The organism is Streptomyces sp. NPDC107471 (assembly GCF_055582845.1).
The window spans coordinates 619,946-636,471 of record NZ_JBVJPC010000001.1; the positions used below are offsets into that span (position 1 = coordinate 619,946).

Genomic DNA, 16,526 nt, shown 5'->3' on the forward strand with positions numbered 1-16,526 from the left:
CTCCTGCACTGATTCAGGGAGCCTTCCCATGCGCTCTTCCCGCACGTCCGGCATCGGCTCGTCCGGCATCGACCGGCGGCTGTTCCTCTCCTCGCTCCTCGGCACCGCGGCCGGTGTCGCCGGCCTCAGCGGTTGCGCCGGCAGCAGTGCCGCCGCCGGCAAGGACGCCCTGACCGCCCCGCTCGCCGCCGAGGTCCCGGCCGGCACGAGCCTGAAAATCGCCTCGTACTCCGGCACCCAGCAACTGCAACTGAAACTCGGAAAGCTGGGCGATCCACCGTTCAAGGTGACGAGCTGGCCCAATATCAGCGCCGGCCCCGATGTCATCAACGCCTTCCGGGCCGGCTCCCTGGACGTCGCCAACAACGCGGGAATCCCGCCGATCCAGGCGCATTTCCAGGGTTACGACGCGAAAATCGTCGCGATCAACATCACCCGCAAGCCGAACTACCTGTTCGCCACCAAGCCCGGCAGTGACATCCGCACGGTCGAGGACTTCAGGGGAAAGAAGCTCGCGTTCTCCCAGGGGCAGGCCCAGGGCGTGGTCCTGCTGCGGGCGTTGAAGAAGGCCGGGCTCGCCTACGACGAGGTACGACTGGTCCCGCTGACCAGCAACCAGTTCTTCACCGCCCTGCAGTCCGGTCAGGTGGACGTGGCGCCGCTCGCCAACAGCCAGGCACCCGCCTACCTCCAGCAGTACCGGGCGAAGGGGGCGCACGCCCTCACCACCGACGTGGTCGACCTGCTCAGCCTGCTGTGGGCGCCGACCTCGGTGCTGGGCGACCCCGCGAAGGCGGCCGCGGTCGCCGCGTACATCCCGTACTGGGCCAGGGGCCAGGTGTGGACGTACGAGAACCCCGACATCTGGAACGAGGAGTTCTACGTGAAGACGCAGAACCTGACCCCCGCCCAGGCGAAGGCGGTGACCGCGCTGGCCAACAAGCCGCTGTTCCCGCCCGGTTGGGACGAGGCGATCAAGTGGGAGCAGGAGACGGCGGATCTGCTGGCGGAGGGCGGCTTCGTGAAGAAGTTCGACGTCGGTGAGCTGTTCGACCACCGCTTCGAGGGCATCGCCGCGCAGTCCGTGAGCGCGGAGTACCGGAGGTGAGCGCCGTGACCACCACCGTGACCGCCACCGCCGCGGTCGCCCCGGACACGGCTCAGGTCCGCAGGCGCCGGCGGCTCTCCCCCGGCCGGCGGCTGCCCGCCGCCCGGCTCGTCGGCCCGCTCCTGCTCATCGCCCTGTGGGCGGCCGCCTCCGCGGCGGGACGGCTCGACGCGGCCGCGGTCCCCGCGCCCTGGACGGTGGTGCGCACCGGCGTCCACCTGTGGAGCGCCGGGACCCTGCCCACCGACATCCTGACCTCGCTCCAGCGGGCCGCGTCCGGTTTCGCGATCGGACTGGCCGCCGGTGTCCTGCTGGCCCTGGCCGCCGGGCTCAGCCGGGTCGGCGAGGCACTGATCGACGGGACGGTGAACCTCAACCGGGCGATCCCCACCCTCGGTCTGATCCCGCTGTTCATCCTCTGGCTGGGCATCGGCGAGTCCTTCAAGGTCGCCATCATCGCGATCGTCGTCTACATCCCGATCTATCTGAACACCCATGCCGCGCTGGCCGGAATCGACCACCGCTATGTCGAACTCGCCGAGGTCCAGGGGCTGTCGAGGTTCGCCTTCGTACGGCAGGTCGTCGTCCCGGGGGCGCTGCCCGGGTTCTTCGTGGGACTCCGGCTCGGCGTCACCGGCTCCTGGCTGGGCCTGGTCGTCCTGGAGCAGATCAACGCCACCAGCGGACTCGGCTACCTGATGTTCCAGGCCCAGAACTACGGCCAGAGCGATGTGATCCTCGTCGGTCTCGTCATCTACGGCGTCTTCGGCCTGGCCTCCGACAGCGCGGTCCGTCTCATCGAACGGAGGGTGCTGTCATGGCGCCGCACACTGAGCATCTGACCCGGCCGGCCGTACGACTGCGGGGCCTGACCCGGTCGTTCGACGGGCGGACCGTCCTCGACGGCGTCGACCTCGACATCCCGCCCGGACAGTTCGTCGCCCTGCTCGGGCACAGCGGCTCCGGCAAGAGCACGCTGCTGCGGGCGGTGGCGGGGCTGGACCACGAGGTGGCGGGCAGCGGGCAGCTCACGGCGCCGGAGAGGGTGTCCGTGGTCTTCCAGGACTCACGGCTGCTGCCCTGGCGGCGGGTGCTGGACAACGTCCTGCTGGGGACGGACGGGCAGGACAGGGGTCGGAAGGCGCTCGCCGAGGTCGGACTGAAGGGCCGCGAACGGGCCTGGCCGAGCGAGCTGTCCGGCGGTGAGGCCCAGCGTGCCGCGCTCGCCCGCTCACTGGTCCGCGAACCCGAACTCCTGCTGGCCGACGAGCCGTTCGGGGCCCTCGACGCCCTGACGCGCATCCGGATGCACGCGCTGCTGCGGGAGCTGTGGAAGCGCCACCGGCCGTCGGTGCTGCTCGTGACGCACGACGTGGACGAGGCGATCGCCCTGGCCGACCGGGTGCTGGTGCTGGAGGACGGCCGGATCGGGCTGGACGAGGTCATCGACCGTGAGCGGCCCCGGGAGGAGTACCGGGTGCGGTTGCTGGCGGCGCTGGGCGTGACCGTCGGCGCCGGCGACTGACGAGCGGCTTCCGAGCAATCCCTCCGGTTCACAGCAAAGGACCTGCCATGCCCCGCCACCTCCACCTCAACGCCTTCCTCATGAACACCGGTCACCACGAAGCCTCCTGGCGGCTCCCCGAGAGCGACCCCTTCGCGCATGTCTCGCTCGACCACTACGTGCACCTTGCCCGGATCGCCGAGCGCGGGACCTTCGACTCGCTGTTCCTGGCAGACGGGCCGCAACTGTGGAGCAGCCTCGCCCAGCGGCCCGCCGGTGCGCTGGAGCCGCTCACGCTGCTGACCGCGCTGGCCACGGCCACCGAGCACATCGGGCTGATCGCGACCGCGTCCACGTCCTACAACTCGCCCTACAACCTGGCCCGGAAGTTCGCCTCGCTGGACATCATCAGCGGCGGCCGGGCGGGCTGGAACATCGTGACCACGGCCGGCGCGGAGGCGGCCCGCAACTTCGGTCTGGACGCCGAGCCCGCGCACGCCGAGCGGTACGCGAGGGCCGCCGAGTTCGTCGACGTGTCCCTGAAGCTCTGGGACAGTTGGGAGGACGACGCGGTCCTCGGCGACAAGGCGGCCGGCGTCTGGGGCGACGACGCGAAGATCCACCCGCCCCGCCACCGGGGGACGTACTTCCGTGTCGAGGGCGCTCTCAACGTGCCCCGCACGCCCCAGGGCCACCCCCTGCTCGTGCAGGCCGGTTCCAGCGAGGACGGCAAGGAGTTCGCGTCCCGGTACGCGGAGGCCGTGTTCACCGCCCAGCAGACCGTCGAGGACGCGCGGGCCTTCTACGCCGACCTCAAGTCCCGTACCGCGGCGGCCGGACGGGACCCCGAGCACATCAAGGTGCTCCCCGGGATCGTCCCCGTCATCGGCGCCACGGAGGCCGAGGCGCGCGCGAAGGAGCAGGAGCTGGAGGACCACATCGTGCACCGGCACGGCGTGGCCAACCTGGAGCGGCTTCTGCAACTGCCTTCGGGGACTTTGGAGTTGGACGGTCCTCTGCCCGCCGACCTGCCGCCCGAGTCCGCCGTCGAGGGCGCCAGGAGCCGCTACACGCTCGTCGTGGAGCTGGCCCGGCGCGACCGGCTGACCGTGCGGCAACTGATCGGACGGCTCGGCGGCGGACGCGGCCATCTCACCTTCGCCGGCACACCCGAACAGGTCGCCGACGCGATCGGGACCTGGTTCACCCAGGGCGCCGCCGACGGCTTCAACATCATGCCCGCGGTGCTCCCCTCGGGGCTCGACGCCTTCGTCGACCACGTCGTCCCGATCCTGCGCGCCCGCGGCCTGCTCCGCGAGGAGTACGGCCCGCGCCGGACCCTGCGGGAGCGCTACGGCCTCCCCCGTCCCGCCAACCAGCACGTCCAACCCGCCTACGCCTAGGAAGGACCCCTCTCATGTCCGACATCGAGATCCGCAAGGTCACCGCGAACATCGGCGCCCATGTGTCCGGCGTCGACCTCACCGCGCCGCTCGACGAGAAGACGGCCACGGCCCTGCGTGAAGCCCTCAACGTCCACAAGGCCCTGGTCTTCAGTGACGTGAACCTCGACGACGAGGGCCAGCAGGCCTTCGCCCGGCACTTCGGTGAGCTCACCACCGCCCATCCGACCGTGCCGGCCGTCGACGGCACCCCGAACGTCCTGCCCGTGGACAGCGAGGGCGGCCGAGCAGCCAACCACTGGCACACCGACGTCACGTTCGTCCTCAACCCGCCCCAGGCCAGCACCCTGCGCAGCCTGACGATCCCGCCGTACGGCGGCGAGACCCTGATCGCCAACGCGGCGGCCGCCTACCGGGACCTGCCGCAGCCCCTGCGGCGCCTGGCCGACGAGCTGTGGGCCGAGCACACCAACGACTACGACTACGCGGTCCCGGAGGAGACCGTGGACGAGGAACAGGCCGCCCGGCGCGCCCAGTTCACCTCGATCACCTACCGCACGGCCCACCCGGTGGTCCGGGTCCACCCGCTGACCGGTGAACGCGGGCTGTTCATCGGCGGCTTCGCGCAGCGGATCGTGGGGCTGTCGACCGGTGAGTCCCGCAAGCTGCTCGACATCCTCCAGTCGTACGTGACCCGTCCGGAGAACCTGCTGCGCCACCGCTGGTCGGAGAACCAGCTCGTCCTCTTCGACAACCGCATCACCCAGCACTACGCCGTCGACAACTACGACGGTCTGCCGCGGCGGCTGCACCGGGTGACCGTCGCCGGGGACGTCCCGGTGGGCGTGGAGGGCAAGGAGAGCTGGTCGATCGAGGGCGACGCCTCGCACTACACGGCCGTAGCCGCCTAGTCACAGCGGGTGCGGGACGGGTCCGCATGGTGGGCGGTCTCCCCTCTGACCAGGGAGGACCGCCCAGACTGTGGGCGTTTTTGCCGTCTCACGCATTGGACGAACCGCGCCCATGCCCACCACCACCGTCAAGGCCGCACAGGAGTCCGACGCCTCCCTGGCCCACGGCCTCAAGCAGCGCCATCTGTCGATGATCGCCCTCGGCGGGGTGATCGGCGCCGGACTCTTCGTCGGCTCCGGCGCGGGGATCGCCGCCGCCGGACCGTCGATCGTCCTCGCCTACACGCTCTCCGGCCTCCTCGTGATGCTGGTGATGCGGATGCTCGGCGAGATGTCGGCCGCCCACCCCTCCTCCGGTTCCTTCTCCGCGCACGCCGAGCGGGCGATCGGCCCGTGGGCCGGTTTCACCGCCGGGTGGTCGTTCTGGGTCCTGCTGTGCACGGCCGTGGGTCTGGAGGGTATCGGCGCCGCGAAGATCGTGACCGGCTGGCTGCCGGGGACGCCCGAGTGGGCCTGGGTGGCCCTGTTCATGCTGGTCTTCTGCGGCACGAACCTGGCCGCGGTGCGCAACTTCGGCGAGTTCGAGTTCTGGTTCGCGGCCCTGAAGGTCGGCGCGATCGTCCTGTTCCTGGTCCTCGGGGTGCTGGCGATCGCCGGGCTGCTGCCGGGCACGGCCGCCCCCGGCGCCGCGAACCTCACCGGCCACGGAGGCTTCTTCCCGGGCGGCGGCGAGGGCCTGGTCGTCGGCCTGCTCGCCTCCGTCTTCGCGTACGGCGGTCTGGAGACGGTCACCATCGCGGCCGCCGAGTCCGAGGACCCGGTGCGGGGCGTGGCGGGCGCGGTCCGTACGGCGATGTGGCGCATCGCGCTGTTCTACGTCGGCTCGATGGCGGTCATCGTCACCCTGGTCCCCTGGGACGCCGAGGCGGTCGTGGAGAAGGGCCCGTACGTCGCCGCCCTCGACGAACTGGGCATCCCGGGAGCGGGACAGCTCATGAACGTGATCGTGCTGATCGCGCTGCTGTCCGCGATGAACGCCAACGTCTACGGCTCGTCCCGGATCGCGTACTCCCTGGTGGAGCGGGGCATGGGGCCGGGGTTCCTGGGCCGGGTCTCCGGCGGGGTGCCGCGTGTCGCGGTCCTCGCCTCCAGCGCGTTCGGCTTCGGCTGCGTGGTCCTGAGCCACTGGCGCCCCGACGACGTCTTCCCCTGGCTCCTCAACATGATCGGCGCGGTCGTCCTGGTCGTCTGGGGCTTCGTCGCCGTCTCCCAACTGCGGCTGCGCCGGGCGCTGGAGCGCGAGGCCCCCGGGAAGCCGGCCGTGCGCATGTGGGCCTTCCCGTATCTGACCTGGATCGCCCTGGCGGGCATGGCGGCGATCCTCGTCCTGATGGCCAGGGAGCCGGACACCCGGGTGCAGTTGTACTGGACCGGCGGCATGACCCTCGCGCTGGCGGGCGCCGGGTACGCGCGACAGAAGCGCCTTCTTGTTGCTAGCGTGTAGTTGCAAGCTCTTTGCAATAAGAGGTTCGGAGGGGACCCGCGCATGCCCGTCTACACGCTGCCCGACCTGCCGTACGACTACGCGGCGCTCGCGCCCGTGATCAGTCCGGAGATCATCGAACTGCATCACGACAAGCACCACGCGGCCTATGTGAAGGGCGCGAACGACACCCTGGAGCAGTTGGCGGAGGCACGCGACAAGGAGGCGTGGGGAGCGGTCAACGGGCTGGAGAAGAACCTCGCCTTCCATCTCTCGGGGCACATCCTGCACTCCATCTACTGGCGGAACATGTCCGGTGACGGGGGCGGCGAGCCGCGGGAGGCCGACGGCGTGGGCGAACTCGCGGACGCCATCGCCGAGTCGTTCGGTTCGTTCGCCGCCTTCAAGGCGCAGCTCGGCAAGGCCGCGGCGACCACGCAGGGCTCCGGCTGGGGCGTGCTCGCCTACGAGCCGCTCAGCGGGCGGCTGATCGTCGAGCAGGTCTACGACCACCAGGGCAACGTCGGTCAGGGCTCGACCCCGATCCTGGTCTTCGACGCCTGGGAGCACGCCTTCTACCTGCAGTACCGGAACCAGAAGGTCGACTTCATCGACGCCATGTGGGCCGTCGTGGACTGGCAGGACGTGGCCCGGCGATACGCGGCCGCCACGTCCCGCGCGGACGTGCTGCTGCTGGCGCCCTGAGCGGCCGTACCGAAGCGTCCCGCCTCGTGATCGTCTTCTCACCTTTCACGCGGGCGGGCGGAAGGACGGAAGGCCCCCGCGAGGACGTGACTCGCGGGGGCCCTCCGGTTCGCGTCAGGGCTTGCGGCCCACGCCGCCGTGCTGGCCGATGGGGGCCGGGGCCGTGTCGCCGTCCGGGCGCCACAGCGGGACCGACACCACGCCCGGGTCCACCAGTTCCAGGCCCTCGAAGAACGCCTCGATCCGGTCCACCGGACGCAGGAAGTAGGGCACTGCGCCGGTCTCGTTGTAGGCGTCCTGGGCCTGCTCGTAGTCCGGGTCGGTGCCGCGCGAGCCGTCGTTGACGCACAGGTAGCTGCCCGAGGGCAGACCCGCCAGCAGCCTGCGGACCAGGTCCCGGGCCAGGTCGTAGTCGGCGACATGGCCGAGGAGCCCGCTGAGGATCAGGGCCGTGGGGCGGGTGAGGTCGAGGGTCCGTGAGGCCGCCTGAAGGATCTTCTCCGGCTCGTAGAGCGTCAGGTCCTCGTACGCCGTCACGCCCTCCGGGGTGGAGGTGAGCAGGGCGCGGGCGTGGGCGAGGACCAGCGGGTCGTTGTCCACGTAGACGATCTTCGATTCGGGGGCGATGCGCTGGGCGACCTCGTGGGTGTTGTCGACCGTGGGCAGCCCGGTCCCCACGTCCAGGAACTGGCGGATGCCCGCCTCCTCGACCAGGTAGCGGATGCTGCGGCCGAGAAACGCCCGGCTGCTGCGGGCGATCGTGACGATGCCGGGGAAGACGGCCGTGTAGGCGTCGCCGGCCGCCTCGTCGACGGGGTAGTTGTCCTTGCCGCCGAGCCAGTAGTTCCAGATCCGGGCCGAATGCGGCACCGAGGTGTCGATCTCCGTCATGGGCCTATCGTGCTACGACCTGTCCGGCTCGCACGGCACATTGAGGGAGAGAAGTGCGGCGGATCCGTCCTCGTCCAGGCGGAGTTCGGTGATCGCCGCGTTGCGCAACCGCGGGAACACCCTGCGGTACTCCCCGAGCGGGATCGACAGCAGCGCGCACAGCACCAGCCGCAGCAGGGTGTTGTGGGCGACGACCAGGACCCGCTCGCCGCGCTGGGCGGCGGCGATGCGGCGCAGGGCCTCCGTGCCCCGGGCCGCGGCGGCCGCCGGGTCCTCCGCGCCGGGGAAGGGGTACGACACCGGGTCGGCGCGGAAGGCCTCGGCCGCGTCCGGCACCTCGGCCGCGAACTCCGCGAGGGTGCGGCCCTCCACCACCCCGAAGTCGCACTCCCGCAGGCCGGGTTCGCGGTACGGGGTGACGCCGAGGGCGCGGCAGGCCGGGTCGGCGGTGGCGATCGCCCGCGACAGGGGTGACGTCCACACCGCGTCGGGGCGGTGGACGGCGGCCCAGCGTCCGAGCGCCTCCGCCTGGGCGCGGCCCTCGTCGGTGAGCCCGATGTCGCTCACGCCCGCGTAACGGTTCTCGGCGTGCCAGATGGTCTGCCCGTGCCGGGCCAGCAGGAGTGTTGTACTGGTTGTCATGGGCTGGTCCAGTCGGTAGGTGCGGCGCCGTGGTGGCTGGTCGCGCAGTTCCCCGCGCCCCTGGGCAGGTTCGTGTCCGGGCTGGTTTCCCAGTGCAGTCGGCTGTGGGCGTGCGCCGCAACCGGGGTGGGGAGCCAGCCTCGCTCAGTGAGTTCGTCGACCAGGCGGGCGTACGGCTCGGCGAAGAGGGTCGTGCGGTCGGGGCGGGGTTTCACGACCGTGCGGATGCGGACCATGTGCTCGGCGGCCTCCGCCAGCGGTGTGCCCGTGGTGCCGTGGAGGGCCAACGCGGCCATTCCCAGAGCCGGTTCGGTCTGTTCGGGGACGCGGGCCGGGCGGCCGAGGATGTCGGCGCGGAGCTGGTTCCAGTACGGGCTGCGGGCCGCGCCGCCGGTGAAGGTGAGGGGGCCGTCGAGCGGGGCGCCCAGGTGGTGCAGGTAGTCGAGGCACAGGCGTTCCGCGAACCCGACGCCCTGGAGGAGCCCGGCCCAGCGGTCGGCGTCGTCGGCGGGCTCCCCGAGACGGAAGGCGCCGGCGTCCGGGGCCCGGAAGGGGAACCGCTCCCCCCGTGCCACCAGCGGGTAGGCCACCGCCCCTGACGGCTCGTACGCGGCCGCCCGTGCGTCCATGGCGGCGGGGTCCACGTCCGTCGGGAGCGCCCCCGCGCCCACGCTCGACGCCCCGCCGGGCAGCCAGGTGCCGCCCGGCGCCCGGTGGTTGTAGACCACGCCGGCCGGGTCCCGCACCGGGTCCGGGGTGGCCCCCTTCAGGACGAGGGTGGTGCCGAGCACCGAGTTCCAGGACCCGTGCCGCAGGGCGCCCGCGGCGATCTGGGCGGCGCAGCCGTCGGTCATCCCGGCGACGACGGGCGTGCCCGCCGGAATCCCGGTCGCCGCGGCGGCGGCGGGGCAGACCTCGCCGAGCCGGGTGCCGGGGAGGACGACCTCGGGAAGATCCAGGGCGAGGTCCGGCCAGGCGCCCCGCTCGACGTCGTAGCCCGTCTTGAGCGCGTGGCTGGAGTCGGTGGGCACCGGCCCGCCGGTCAGGCGGGCGGTGACGAGGTCGGGCTGGTGGGTGACCCGGCCCTTCGCGCCGTGCTCCCGCACCAGCCACAGGGCCTTCGGCAGCGCCCAGGTGTCCTGCACCGCGAGGCCCGCCTCGCGCAGCCCGGCCGCCTCGCCGGCCGCCCGTCCGTCGTCGTACATGAGGGCCGGGCTCGTCGGCCGGCCCTCCGCGTCGGTCAGCAGGACCGTCCCCGAGGTCCCGCACACCGCGACACCGCCGATCCGTACACCCGTCAGGGTGAGCAGCGCGGCACGGGACGCCGTGCGCACCGCCTCCCACCACTGCCCCGGGTCCTGCTCGTGCCGCACGCCCTCGCGCCGGCCGCCCAGCGGGGCGGAACCCCGGCCCAGCACGGTGCCGTCGGCCGTGACCGCCAGCGCGCGCACGCTCTGCGTGCCGAGGTCGATCCCCAGCCACGCCGTCTCGTTCTCGTCCGTCATACCGGTCATCGGGACCTCCCACCCGCACGGGGTCTATGCGTACCCGGGACTCGCGGCTCAACATCGTCTCAGTGAAGCGACGACTCGGAGGTCGACGATGACCCAGAGGACCGATCCCGTACGTGTCGTGGCGGCCGGCGACCACTTCGTACTGCCGGGGCTGATCGCCGGGGCCGTCGAGGCCGAGCTGGGCGGCATCGCCGCGGAGACGAGGGAGGTGACGCTCGGCTGGCCGCTGGAGCCCTTCGGGCCCGTCTCGGAGGTGACGGAGGCGAGCGACGCCGAGGACGAGCTGATCGAGGCGCTGCAGGGCGCGGAGGTCCTCGTCACCCAGATGGGCCCGGTCACCGAGCGGGTGCTGACCGCCGCGGAAAGCCTGCGGCTGGTCGTCGTGTGCCGGGGCGGCCCGGTCAACGTGAACCTCGACGCGGCCAAGGCCCGGGACGTACGGGTGTGCTTCGCGCCCGGCCGCAACGCCGCCGCGACCGCCGAGTTCACCGTCGGCATGCTGCTGGCCGCCCTGCGCCGCATCCCGCAGGCCCACGACCTCCTCGCCGCACAGGGCAGTTGGGCGGGCGGCGCCGCCTACTACACCTACGAGCACAGCGGCCTGGAGCTGGAGGACCTGCCCGTCGGGCTCGTCGGCTACGGCGCCGTCGGCAGCCGGGTCGCGCGCGTGCTGTGCGCCTTCGGCGCGCAGGTGATGGTGTACGACCCCTATGTGCGCGGCGAGATCCACGGCCTGCGCGTGAACTCCCTGGACCAGCTCCTCACCCGCTCCCGGGCGATCACCCTGCACGCCCGCCTCACCGCCGAGACCCGCGGCCTGATCGGCGCCCGCGAGCTGGGCCTGCTGCCCGAGGGGGCGGTCGTGGTGAACGTGGCCCGCGGCCCGCTCGTCGACGAGAGCGCGCTGTGCGACGCCCTGGAGGCCGGCCGGCTGTCGGCGGCCGCCCTGGACACCTACGAGCACGAACCGCTGCCCACCGACTCCCGGCTGCGCGCCCTGGCCGACCGGGTCGTCCTGACCCCGCACCTCGGCGGGGCGAGCCGCGCGGTGGCCGAGAAGGCGGCGAGGATCGCGGCTCAGGAGGTGGGCCGCTGGGCGCGGGGAGAGCGGTTGGCGCACTGCCTGACGTGAGGTCGTAGGAGGGAATCTGCATGTACGTCGGTATCGATGTGGGCACGTCCGTCGTCAAGGCCGCCGCCTTCGACGGTGCGGGACGCCAACTGGCCGTCGAGTCCCGCCCGGTGGAGCTGTCCCTGCACGGCGGGCGCGTCGAGCAGGACATGGCGGAGATCTACGACGCGGTCGTCGACGTCCTCGGCAGGCTCACCGGGGCGGTGCCGGAGCCGGTGGAGCTGGCCGGGCTGACCGGTCAGGGCGACGGGGTGTGGCTGGTCGACAAGGAGGGGCGGCCGGTGCGTTCGGCGCTCTCCTGGATGGACGGACGGGCGCACGAACTGCTCGACCAGTGGCTCGCGGACGGCACCTTCGAAACGGTGTTCCGGCGGACCGGCGGCGCGATGTTCCCGGGCTCGCCGGGGCCCCTGCTGGCGTGGCTGGACCGGTACGACCCGAAGTCCCTGGACGCCGCCGCGGCCGCCGTGTACTGCAAGGACATGGTCTTCCAGCGGCTGACGGGCGCCGCGCTCGCCGTGACGGACGTGTCGGACGCGTCGATGCCGTTCCTCGATCCGCGGACCCGGACGTACGACAACCGGGTCGTGGAGCTGCTGGGGCTGACCCGTCGGCGGCGGTTGCTGCCCTCGATCGGCGACCCGATCAGCACGGGCGAGGCGCGCGGCGAGGGACTGCCCGCCGGGACGCGGCTGTCGAACGGGCCGTACGACCTCCCGGCGTGCGCGCTGGGCGCGGGGGTCACCGAGCCGGGGGACGGTCTCCTGATCGTCGGGACGTGCCTGGCGGCGCTGGTCGCCACGACGGAACTGGATCTGTCGGGTGAGCCGGCCGGGCTGTACATCTCCACGGACCGGCCCGGGCATCGGTTGCGGGCGATGCCGGCGATGGTCGGGACGGCCGCGCTGGACTGGGTGCTGTCGACGACGGGGGTGACGCACGCGGAGGTGGACGGGCTGCTGGCGTCGACTCCGCCGGGGGCGCACGGGGTGCGGGTGCTGCCGTACTTCGCCCCCTCCGGGGAGCGGGCTCCCTTCGTCGAGCCGCGTCTGCGGGCCGAGCTGACGGGGGTCTCGCTGGAGACCACCAAGGCCGATCTGGTCCGGGCGACCTGTGAGGGGATCGGCTATGCGGCCCGGCACTGTCTGGAGGTGGCCGGGCTGACCGGGTCGCTCGCGGTGTGCGGGGGTGGGACGCGGAGTCCGGCGTGGATGCAGTTGCTGGCCGATGTGCTCGGGCGGCCGCTCAGGGTCGTGGAGGGGGAGGTGGGGGCCCGGGGGGCGGTGTTGGCGGCGGCGGAGCGGTACGGGGTTTCTCTCGACGCCGGGGTCTGGACCGAGCCGACGATGATCGTTGAACCGGATCCCGGGCGTTCCGCGTACTACGCGAAGGGGTTCCAGGCGCATGTGGCGCGGTTGGATGTGGCTCGGGGGACTGCCGGTCGTTAGCTGCGGGTTTCGTCGTGGCCGGTCGCGCAGTTCCCCGCGCCCCTGGGTGGGCTGGAGTGCACGGTGTTCATGCGGTGCTCGAATTGTGGTGGGAGTCTTCAGGAGTTTCGCGCGCTCACTGATGACGAGCAGAAGTTCGTCCGGGAGCACAAGCCCAGGCACACTCGCCTGGGCTCGTACTACCGCTGTGCCCGTGAGGGCTGTCTTCGTTACCAGCGGCTCGGGGATCAGAACGACGGAGGGTCCTTTCCCAAGCCTAAGGACTGACTACAGGTTGCTGAAGTCGGGGCCCTTCGTGCGGGTGCGCTTGATCTCGTAGAAGCCCGGGACCGAGGCGACCGCGAGGGTGCCGTCCCACAGGCGGGCGGCCTCCTCGCCCTTGGGGGCCGGGGTGACGACCGGGCCGAAGAAGGCGATCTGCTCGCCGTCGGCGCCGGGGACCGCGATGACCGGGGTGCCGACGTCCTGGCCGACCTTGTCGATGCCCTCCTTGTGGGAGGCGCGCAGCTCGGCGTCGAACTCGAAGTCCTTCTGGTCGAAGTACTCGATCAGGTCGGCGGGCAGGCCGACGTCCGCGAGGGCGCCCTCGACGGCCTCGCGCGTCGGGCCCTGGCCCTCGTTGTGGATACGGGTGCCGAGCGCGGTGTACAGCGGACCGAGGATGTCGGAGCCGTGCTTCTGCCAGGCCGCGGTGACCACCCGGATCGGCTGCCAGGCCTTGGTCTCCAGCAGCTCGCGGTACTCCTCGGGCAGCTCGTCGAGCTTCGGCTCGTTCAGCACCGCCAGGCTCATGATGTGCCAGCGCACCTCGATGTCCCGGACCTTCTCGACCTCCAGGACCCAGCGGGAGGTCATCCAGGCCCACGGGCACAGCGGGTCGAACCAGAAGTCGACGGGGGTCTTGCCGGAGGCGTTCGCGGTCTCGGACATGGGTCTCCTAGAAGAGTGTTCGTTTCCCCCGGCAACACCGGTGGCCGCCCACCCCATTCCCGGCTGACCGATGTCAGGAGCACATGGCAGGATCGGGCCTGTCCGCATGCTGAACACCATCCGAGGGAGCATCGCCGTGCCCGGTGAGAATCTGTCCCGTGACGAGGCCCGGGAGCGGGCCGCCCTGCTGTCCGTCGACGGGTACGAGGTGTCCCTCGACCTGCGCTCGGCGGTCGGTGACGACGCCGGGGACGGTCCGCGCACCTTCCGGTCGGTGACCACGATCCGCTTCCGGTGCAACGAGCCGGGGGCCACCAGCTTCGCGGACCTGATCGCGCCGAGCGTCACGGCGGTCTCGCTGAACGGCCGGGACCTCGACCCCGGCGAGGTCTTCGACGGCTCCCGGATCGCCCTGGAGGACCTGGCCGCCGACAACGAACTCGTCGTGGACGCGCAGTGCGCCTACTCCCGCACCGGCGAGGGCATGCACCGCTTCGTCGACCCCGAGGACGGCGAGGTCTACCTCTACACCCAGTACGAGCCGGCCGACTCCCGCCGGGTCTTCGCCAACTTCGAGCAGCCGGACCTCAAGGCGCCCTTCCGCTTCGAGGTGCGGGCGCCGCAGGGCTGGACGGTGTGGAGCAACGGCGTCGGCACGGAGAGCGACGGGGTCTGGCGGTTCGCGGAGACGAAGCCGATCTCGACGTACATCACCTGTGTGGTGGCCGGTCCCTACCACTACGTGACGGACTCCTACGAGCGGGTCCTGGAGGACGGCACCCGTCTGGAGATCCCGCTCGGCGCGCTCTGCCGCAAGGGGCTCGCCCCCCACTTCGACTCCGACGACGTGTTCCTCGTCACCAAGCAGGGCCTGGACTTCTTCCACGAGCACTTCGACTACCCGTACCCCTTCGGGAAGTACGACCAGGCGTTCGTGCCGGAGTACAACCTCGGCGCGATGGAGAACCCGGGCCTGGTGACCTTCCGCGAGGAGTTCATCTTCCGGGGCAAGGTCACCCGGGCCTCCTACGAGGGCCGGGCCAACGTGATCCTCCACGAGATGGCCCACATGTGGTTCGGCGACCTGGTCACCATGGTGTGGTGGGACGACCTGTGGCTGAAGGAGTCCTTCGCGGACTTCATGGGCACCTTCGCCAACGTCGGCGCGACCCGCTTCAAGGACTCCTGGATCACCTTCGCCAACCGCCGCAAGGCCTGGGCCTACCGCGCCGACCAGCTTCCCTCCACGCACCCCATCACCGCCGACATCCGCGACCTTCAGGACGCCAAGCTCAACTTCGACGGCATCACGTACGCCAAGGGCGCCTCGGTCCTGAAGCAGCTCGTCGCCTACGTCGGCCAGGACGCGTTCCTGGAGGGCGCCCGGCGCTACTTCAAGCGGCACGCGTACGGCAACACCCGCCTCGGCGACCTGCTGTCCGTGCTGGAGGAGACCAGCGGCCGGGACATGGGCGCGTGGGCGCGGTCCTGGCTCCAGACGGCCGGGGTCAACTCCCTCACCCCGCAGGTGCTGCTGAGCGCCGAGGGGCGCGTCGACGAGCTGGCGGTCGTGCAGGAGGCGGCCGAATCGCACCCGGAGCTGCGCCCGCACCGGGTGGCGGTGGGCCTGTACCGCCGTACGCCCGAAGGGGCCCTGGAGCGGTACGCGCGCGCCGAGGTGGACGTCGACGGCCCGCGTACGGTCGTGGCGGAGCTGGCCGGTGCCGAGGCACCGGAGCTCGTGCTGGTCAACGACGACGACCTGACGTACTGCAAGACCCGCTTCGACGCGGGCTCCCTGGAGACCCTGAAGGCGGGGCTCGGCGACCTCAGCGACCCGCTCGCCCGCGCCCTGTGCTGGTCGGCGCTGTGGAACATGACCCGGGACGCGCTGCTGCCCGCCCGGGAGTTCATCGCCATCGTGCTGCGCTTCGCGGGCCGCGAGTCCGACATCGGCGTCCTGCAGATGCTGCACGCCTGGGCCGAGTCGGCCCTCGTGCACTACGTGGCGCCCGAGTGGCGGGAGCCGGGTGCGCGGCTGCTCGCCGAGGGCGCCGAGCGGGAGCTGCTGGCCGCCGGGCCGGGCAGCGAGCAGCAGTTGGCGTGGGCGCGGTTCTTCGCGCGGACGGCCGAGGGCCGGGCCGCCTTCGACCTGTTGCAGGGGCTGCTGGACGGCACGTCCGTGATCGAGGGGCTGGAGGTCGACCAGGAGCTGCGGTGGGCGTTCCTCCAGCCGCTGACCGTGTGGGGGGTGGCCGACGAGAAGACGCTGGCCGCCGAGCTCGCCCGCGACGACACCGCGTCCGGCAAGCGCCACCAGGTCCGCTGCCTGGCCGCGCGGCCGTCCGAGGCGGTGAAGGCGCAGGCGTGGGCGCAGGTCGTGGAGTCCGACGCGCTGTCCAACGCCCTGGCCGAGGCGACCATCGCGGGGTTCGACCAGCCGTCCCAGCGGAACCTGCTGGAGCCGTACACGGAGAAGTACTTCGCGGTGATCGAGCGGGTCTGGAAGGAGCGCTCGATCCAGATCGCGATGAACATCGTCTCCGGGCTGTTCCCCTCCCTCCAGGACTCGCGGGCGACGCTGGACGCGGCCGACGCGTGGCTCGCCGCCCACGAGGACGCGGCGCCGGCGCTGCGCAGGCTGGTGCTGGAGGGGCGGGACGATCTGGCGCGGGCGCTGCGGGGGCAGGAGTGCGACGCGCAGGCCGTCAACGCCGTCAACCCTGAATGACCTTTGGCCTGAGCTTGGGCGCCCGGTAGCCGTTACGAAATCCGTTCAATAGCAGCCGTAACCCCTGGTCCCACCCGAATGGACCAGGGGTTTTCGCTGCCTACTCGGCACCCGAACACCCGTC

Annotated in this window: 14 protein-coding genes; 10 read left to right on the forward strand and 4 right to left on the reverse strand. The window is 71.7% G+C overall.

From position 1 onward, the window contains the following. Positions 1 to 28: 28 nt before the first annotated feature. From ACZ66S_RS02760 to ACZ66S_RS02790, 7 genes are all read left to right on the forward strand, one after another. The gene (locus tag ACZ66S_RS02760; RefSeq protein WP_469899128.1) at positions 29 to 1,108 is read left to right on the forward strand and encodes an ABC transporter substrate-binding protein; all 1,080 of its coding nucleotides are present in this window, start codon (positions 29 to 31) and stop codon (positions 1,106 to 1,108) included. Then, the gene (locus ACZ66S_RS02765; RefSeq protein ID WP_469899130.1) at positions 1,105 to 1,950 is read left to right on the forward strand and encodes an ABC transporter permease; all 846 of its coding nucleotides are present in this window, start codon (positions 1,105 to 1,107) and stop codon (positions 1,948 to 1,950) included. Before ACZ66S_RS02760 ends, ACZ66S_RS02765 begins: the two co-directional genes overlap by 4 nt. Further along, positions 1,926 to 2,633, forward strand: a complete 708-nt coding sequence (locus ACZ66S_RS02770) for an ABC transporter ATP-binding protein (protein WP_469899132.1) — start codon at positions 1,926 to 1,928, stop codon at positions 2,631 to 2,633. The genes ACZ66S_RS02765 and ACZ66S_RS02770 overlap by 25 nt, the downstream gene beginning before the upstream one ends. Positions 2,634 to 2,680: 47 nt before the next feature. After that, positions 2,681 to 4,015, forward strand: coding sequence for an LLM class flavin-dependent oxidoreductase (locus ACZ66S_RS02775; RefSeq protein ID WP_469899133.1), 1,335 nt, complete (start codon positions 2,681 to 2,683; stop codon positions 4,013 to 4,015). Positions 4,016 to 4,029: 14 nt separating this feature from the next. Beyond that, positions 4,030 to 4,926 (forward strand): TauD/TfdA dioxygenase family protein, encoded by an 897-nt coding sequence (locus tag ACZ66S_RS02780; RefSeq protein WP_469899135.1) that lies wholly within the window; start codon positions 4,030 to 4,032, stop codon positions 4,924 to 4,926. Positions 4,927 to 5,038: 112 nt separating this feature from the next. Next, positions 5,039 to 6,430, forward strand: coding sequence for an amino acid permease (locus tag ACZ66S_RS02785; RefSeq protein ID WP_469899136.1), 1,392 nt, complete (start codon positions 5,039 to 5,041; stop codon positions 6,428 to 6,430). Between the two features lie 42 nt (positions 6,431 to 6,472). Continuing rightward, positions 6,473 to 7,114 carry a superoxide dismutase gene (locus ACZ66S_RS02790; protein ID WP_469899137.1) on the forward strand — a complete coding sequence of 214 codons (642 nt, stop codon included), beginning with the start codon at positions 6,473 to 6,475 and terminating at the stop codon, positions 7,112 to 7,114. A 114-nt stretch (positions 7,115 to 7,228) separates the two neighbouring features. On the opposite strand, the gene ACZ66S_RS02795 is transcribed toward ACZ66S_RS02790, so the two are convergent. Genes ACZ66S_RS02795 through ACZ66S_RS02805 form a run of 3 tightly spaced genes read right to left on the reverse strand, consistent with a single transcriptional unit; the run spans position 7,229 to position 10,152 of the window. Then, positions 7,229 to 8,005: an SAM-dependent methyltransferase gene (locus tag ACZ66S_RS02795; protein ID WP_469899138.1), complete on the reverse strand. Its 777-nt coding sequence runs from the start codon at positions 8,003 to 8,005 to the stop codon at positions 7,229 to 7,231. A 12-nt stretch (positions 8,006 to 8,017) separates the two neighbouring features. Beyond that, positions 8,018 to 8,647, reverse strand: coding sequence for a histidine phosphatase family protein (locus tag ACZ66S_RS02800; RefSeq protein ID WP_469899139.1), 630 nt, complete (start codon positions 8,645 to 8,647; stop codon positions 8,018 to 8,020). Next, positions 8,644 to 10,152 carry an FGGY-family carbohydrate kinase gene (locus ACZ66S_RS02805; protein WP_469899670.1) on the reverse strand — a complete coding sequence of 503 codons (1,509 nt, stop codon included), beginning with the start codon at positions 10,150 to 10,152 and terminating at the stop codon, positions 8,644 to 8,646. Before ACZ66S_RS02805 ends, ACZ66S_RS02800 begins: the two co-directional genes overlap by 4 nt. A 97-nt stretch (positions 10,153 to 10,249) precedes the next feature. On the opposite strand from ACZ66S_RS02805, the gene ACZ66S_RS02810 reads away from it, so the two are divergent. Next, positions 10,250 to 11,293, forward strand: coding sequence for a 2-hydroxyacid dehydrogenase (locus tag ACZ66S_RS02810; protein WP_469899141.1), 1,044 nt, complete (start codon positions 10,250 to 10,252; stop codon positions 11,291 to 11,293). Between the two features lie 20 nt (positions 11,294 to 11,313). Then, the gene (locus tag ACZ66S_RS02815) at positions 11,314 to 12,741 is read left to right on the forward strand and encodes an FGGY family carbohydrate kinase (protein WP_469899143.1); all 1,428 of its coding nucleotides are present in this window, start codon (positions 11,314 to 11,316) and stop codon (positions 12,739 to 12,741) included. Positions 12,742 to 13,008: 267 nt separating this feature from the next. Here the strand turns inward: ACZ66S_RS02815 and ACZ66S_RS02820 are convergent, their stop codons facing one another. Beyond that, a complete protein-coding gene (locus ACZ66S_RS02820) occupies positions 13,009 to 13,671 on the reverse strand; it encodes a mycothiol-dependent nitroreductase Rv2466c family protein (protein WP_469899145.1) in 663 nt (220 codons plus the stop codon). A gap of 136 nt (positions 13,672 to 13,807) precedes the next feature. On the opposite strand from ACZ66S_RS02820, the gene pepN reads away from it, so the two are divergent. Continuing rightward, a complete protein-coding gene (gene pepN, locus ACZ66S_RS02825; protein ID WP_469899146.1) occupies positions 13,808 to 16,402 on the forward strand; it encodes an aminopeptidase N in 2,595 nt (864 codons plus the stop codon). The last annotated feature ends 124 nt before the right edge of the window (positions 16,403 to 16,526 follow it).

Excerpts from the sequence above, each read along its gene's own strand:
- ACZ66S_RS02785 (WP_469899136.1), top strand. The coding sequence starts at position 5,039 with ATGCCCACCACCACCGTCAAGGCCGCACAGGAGTCCGACGCCTCCCTG.
- ACZ66S_RS02780 (WP_469899135.1), top strand. The coding sequence starts at position 4,030 with ATGTCCGACATCGAGATCCGCAAGGTCACCGCGAACATCGGCGCCCAT.
- ACZ66S_RS02805 (WP_469899670.1), bottom strand. The coding sequence starts at position 10,152 with ATGACGGACGAGAACGAGACGGCGTGGCTGGGGATCGACCTCGGCACG.
- ACZ66S_RS02775 (WP_469899133.1), top strand. The coding sequence starts at position 2,681 with ATGCCCCGCCACCTCCACCTCAACGCCTTCCTCATGAACACCGGTCAC.
- ACZ66S_RS02820 (WP_469899145.1), bottom strand. The coding sequence starts at position 13,671 with ATGTCCGAGACCGCGAACGCCTCCGGCAAGACCCCCGTCGACTTCTGG.
- ACZ66S_RS02795 (WP_469899138.1), bottom strand. The coding sequence starts at position 8,005 with ATGACGGAGATCGACACCTCGGTGCCGCATTCGGCCCGGATCTGGAAC.
- ACZ66S_RS02800 (WP_469899139.1), bottom strand. The coding sequence starts at position 8,647 with ATGACAACCAGTACAACACTCCTGCTGGCCCGGCACGGGCAGACCATC.
- ACZ66S_RS02790 (WP_469899137.1), top strand. The coding sequence starts at position 6,473 with ATGCCCGTCTACACGCTGCCCGACCTGCCGTACGACTACGCGGCGCTC.
- ACZ66S_RS02810 (WP_469899141.1), top strand. The coding sequence starts at position 10,250 with ATGACCCAGAGGACCGATCCCGTACGTGTCGTGGCGGCCGGCGACCAC.
- ACZ66S_RS02760 (WP_469899128.1), top strand. The coding sequence starts at position 29 with ATGCGCTCTTCCCGCACGTCCGGCATCGGCTCGTCCGGCATCGACCGG.
- ACZ66S_RS02770 (WP_469899132.1), top strand. The coding sequence starts at position 1,926 with ATGGCGCCGCACACTGAGCATCTGACCCGGCCGGCCGTACGACTGCGG.
- ACZ66S_RS02815 (WP_469899143.1), top strand. The coding sequence starts at position 11,314 with ATGTACGTCGGTATCGATGTGGGCACGTCCGTCGTCAAGGCCGCCGCC.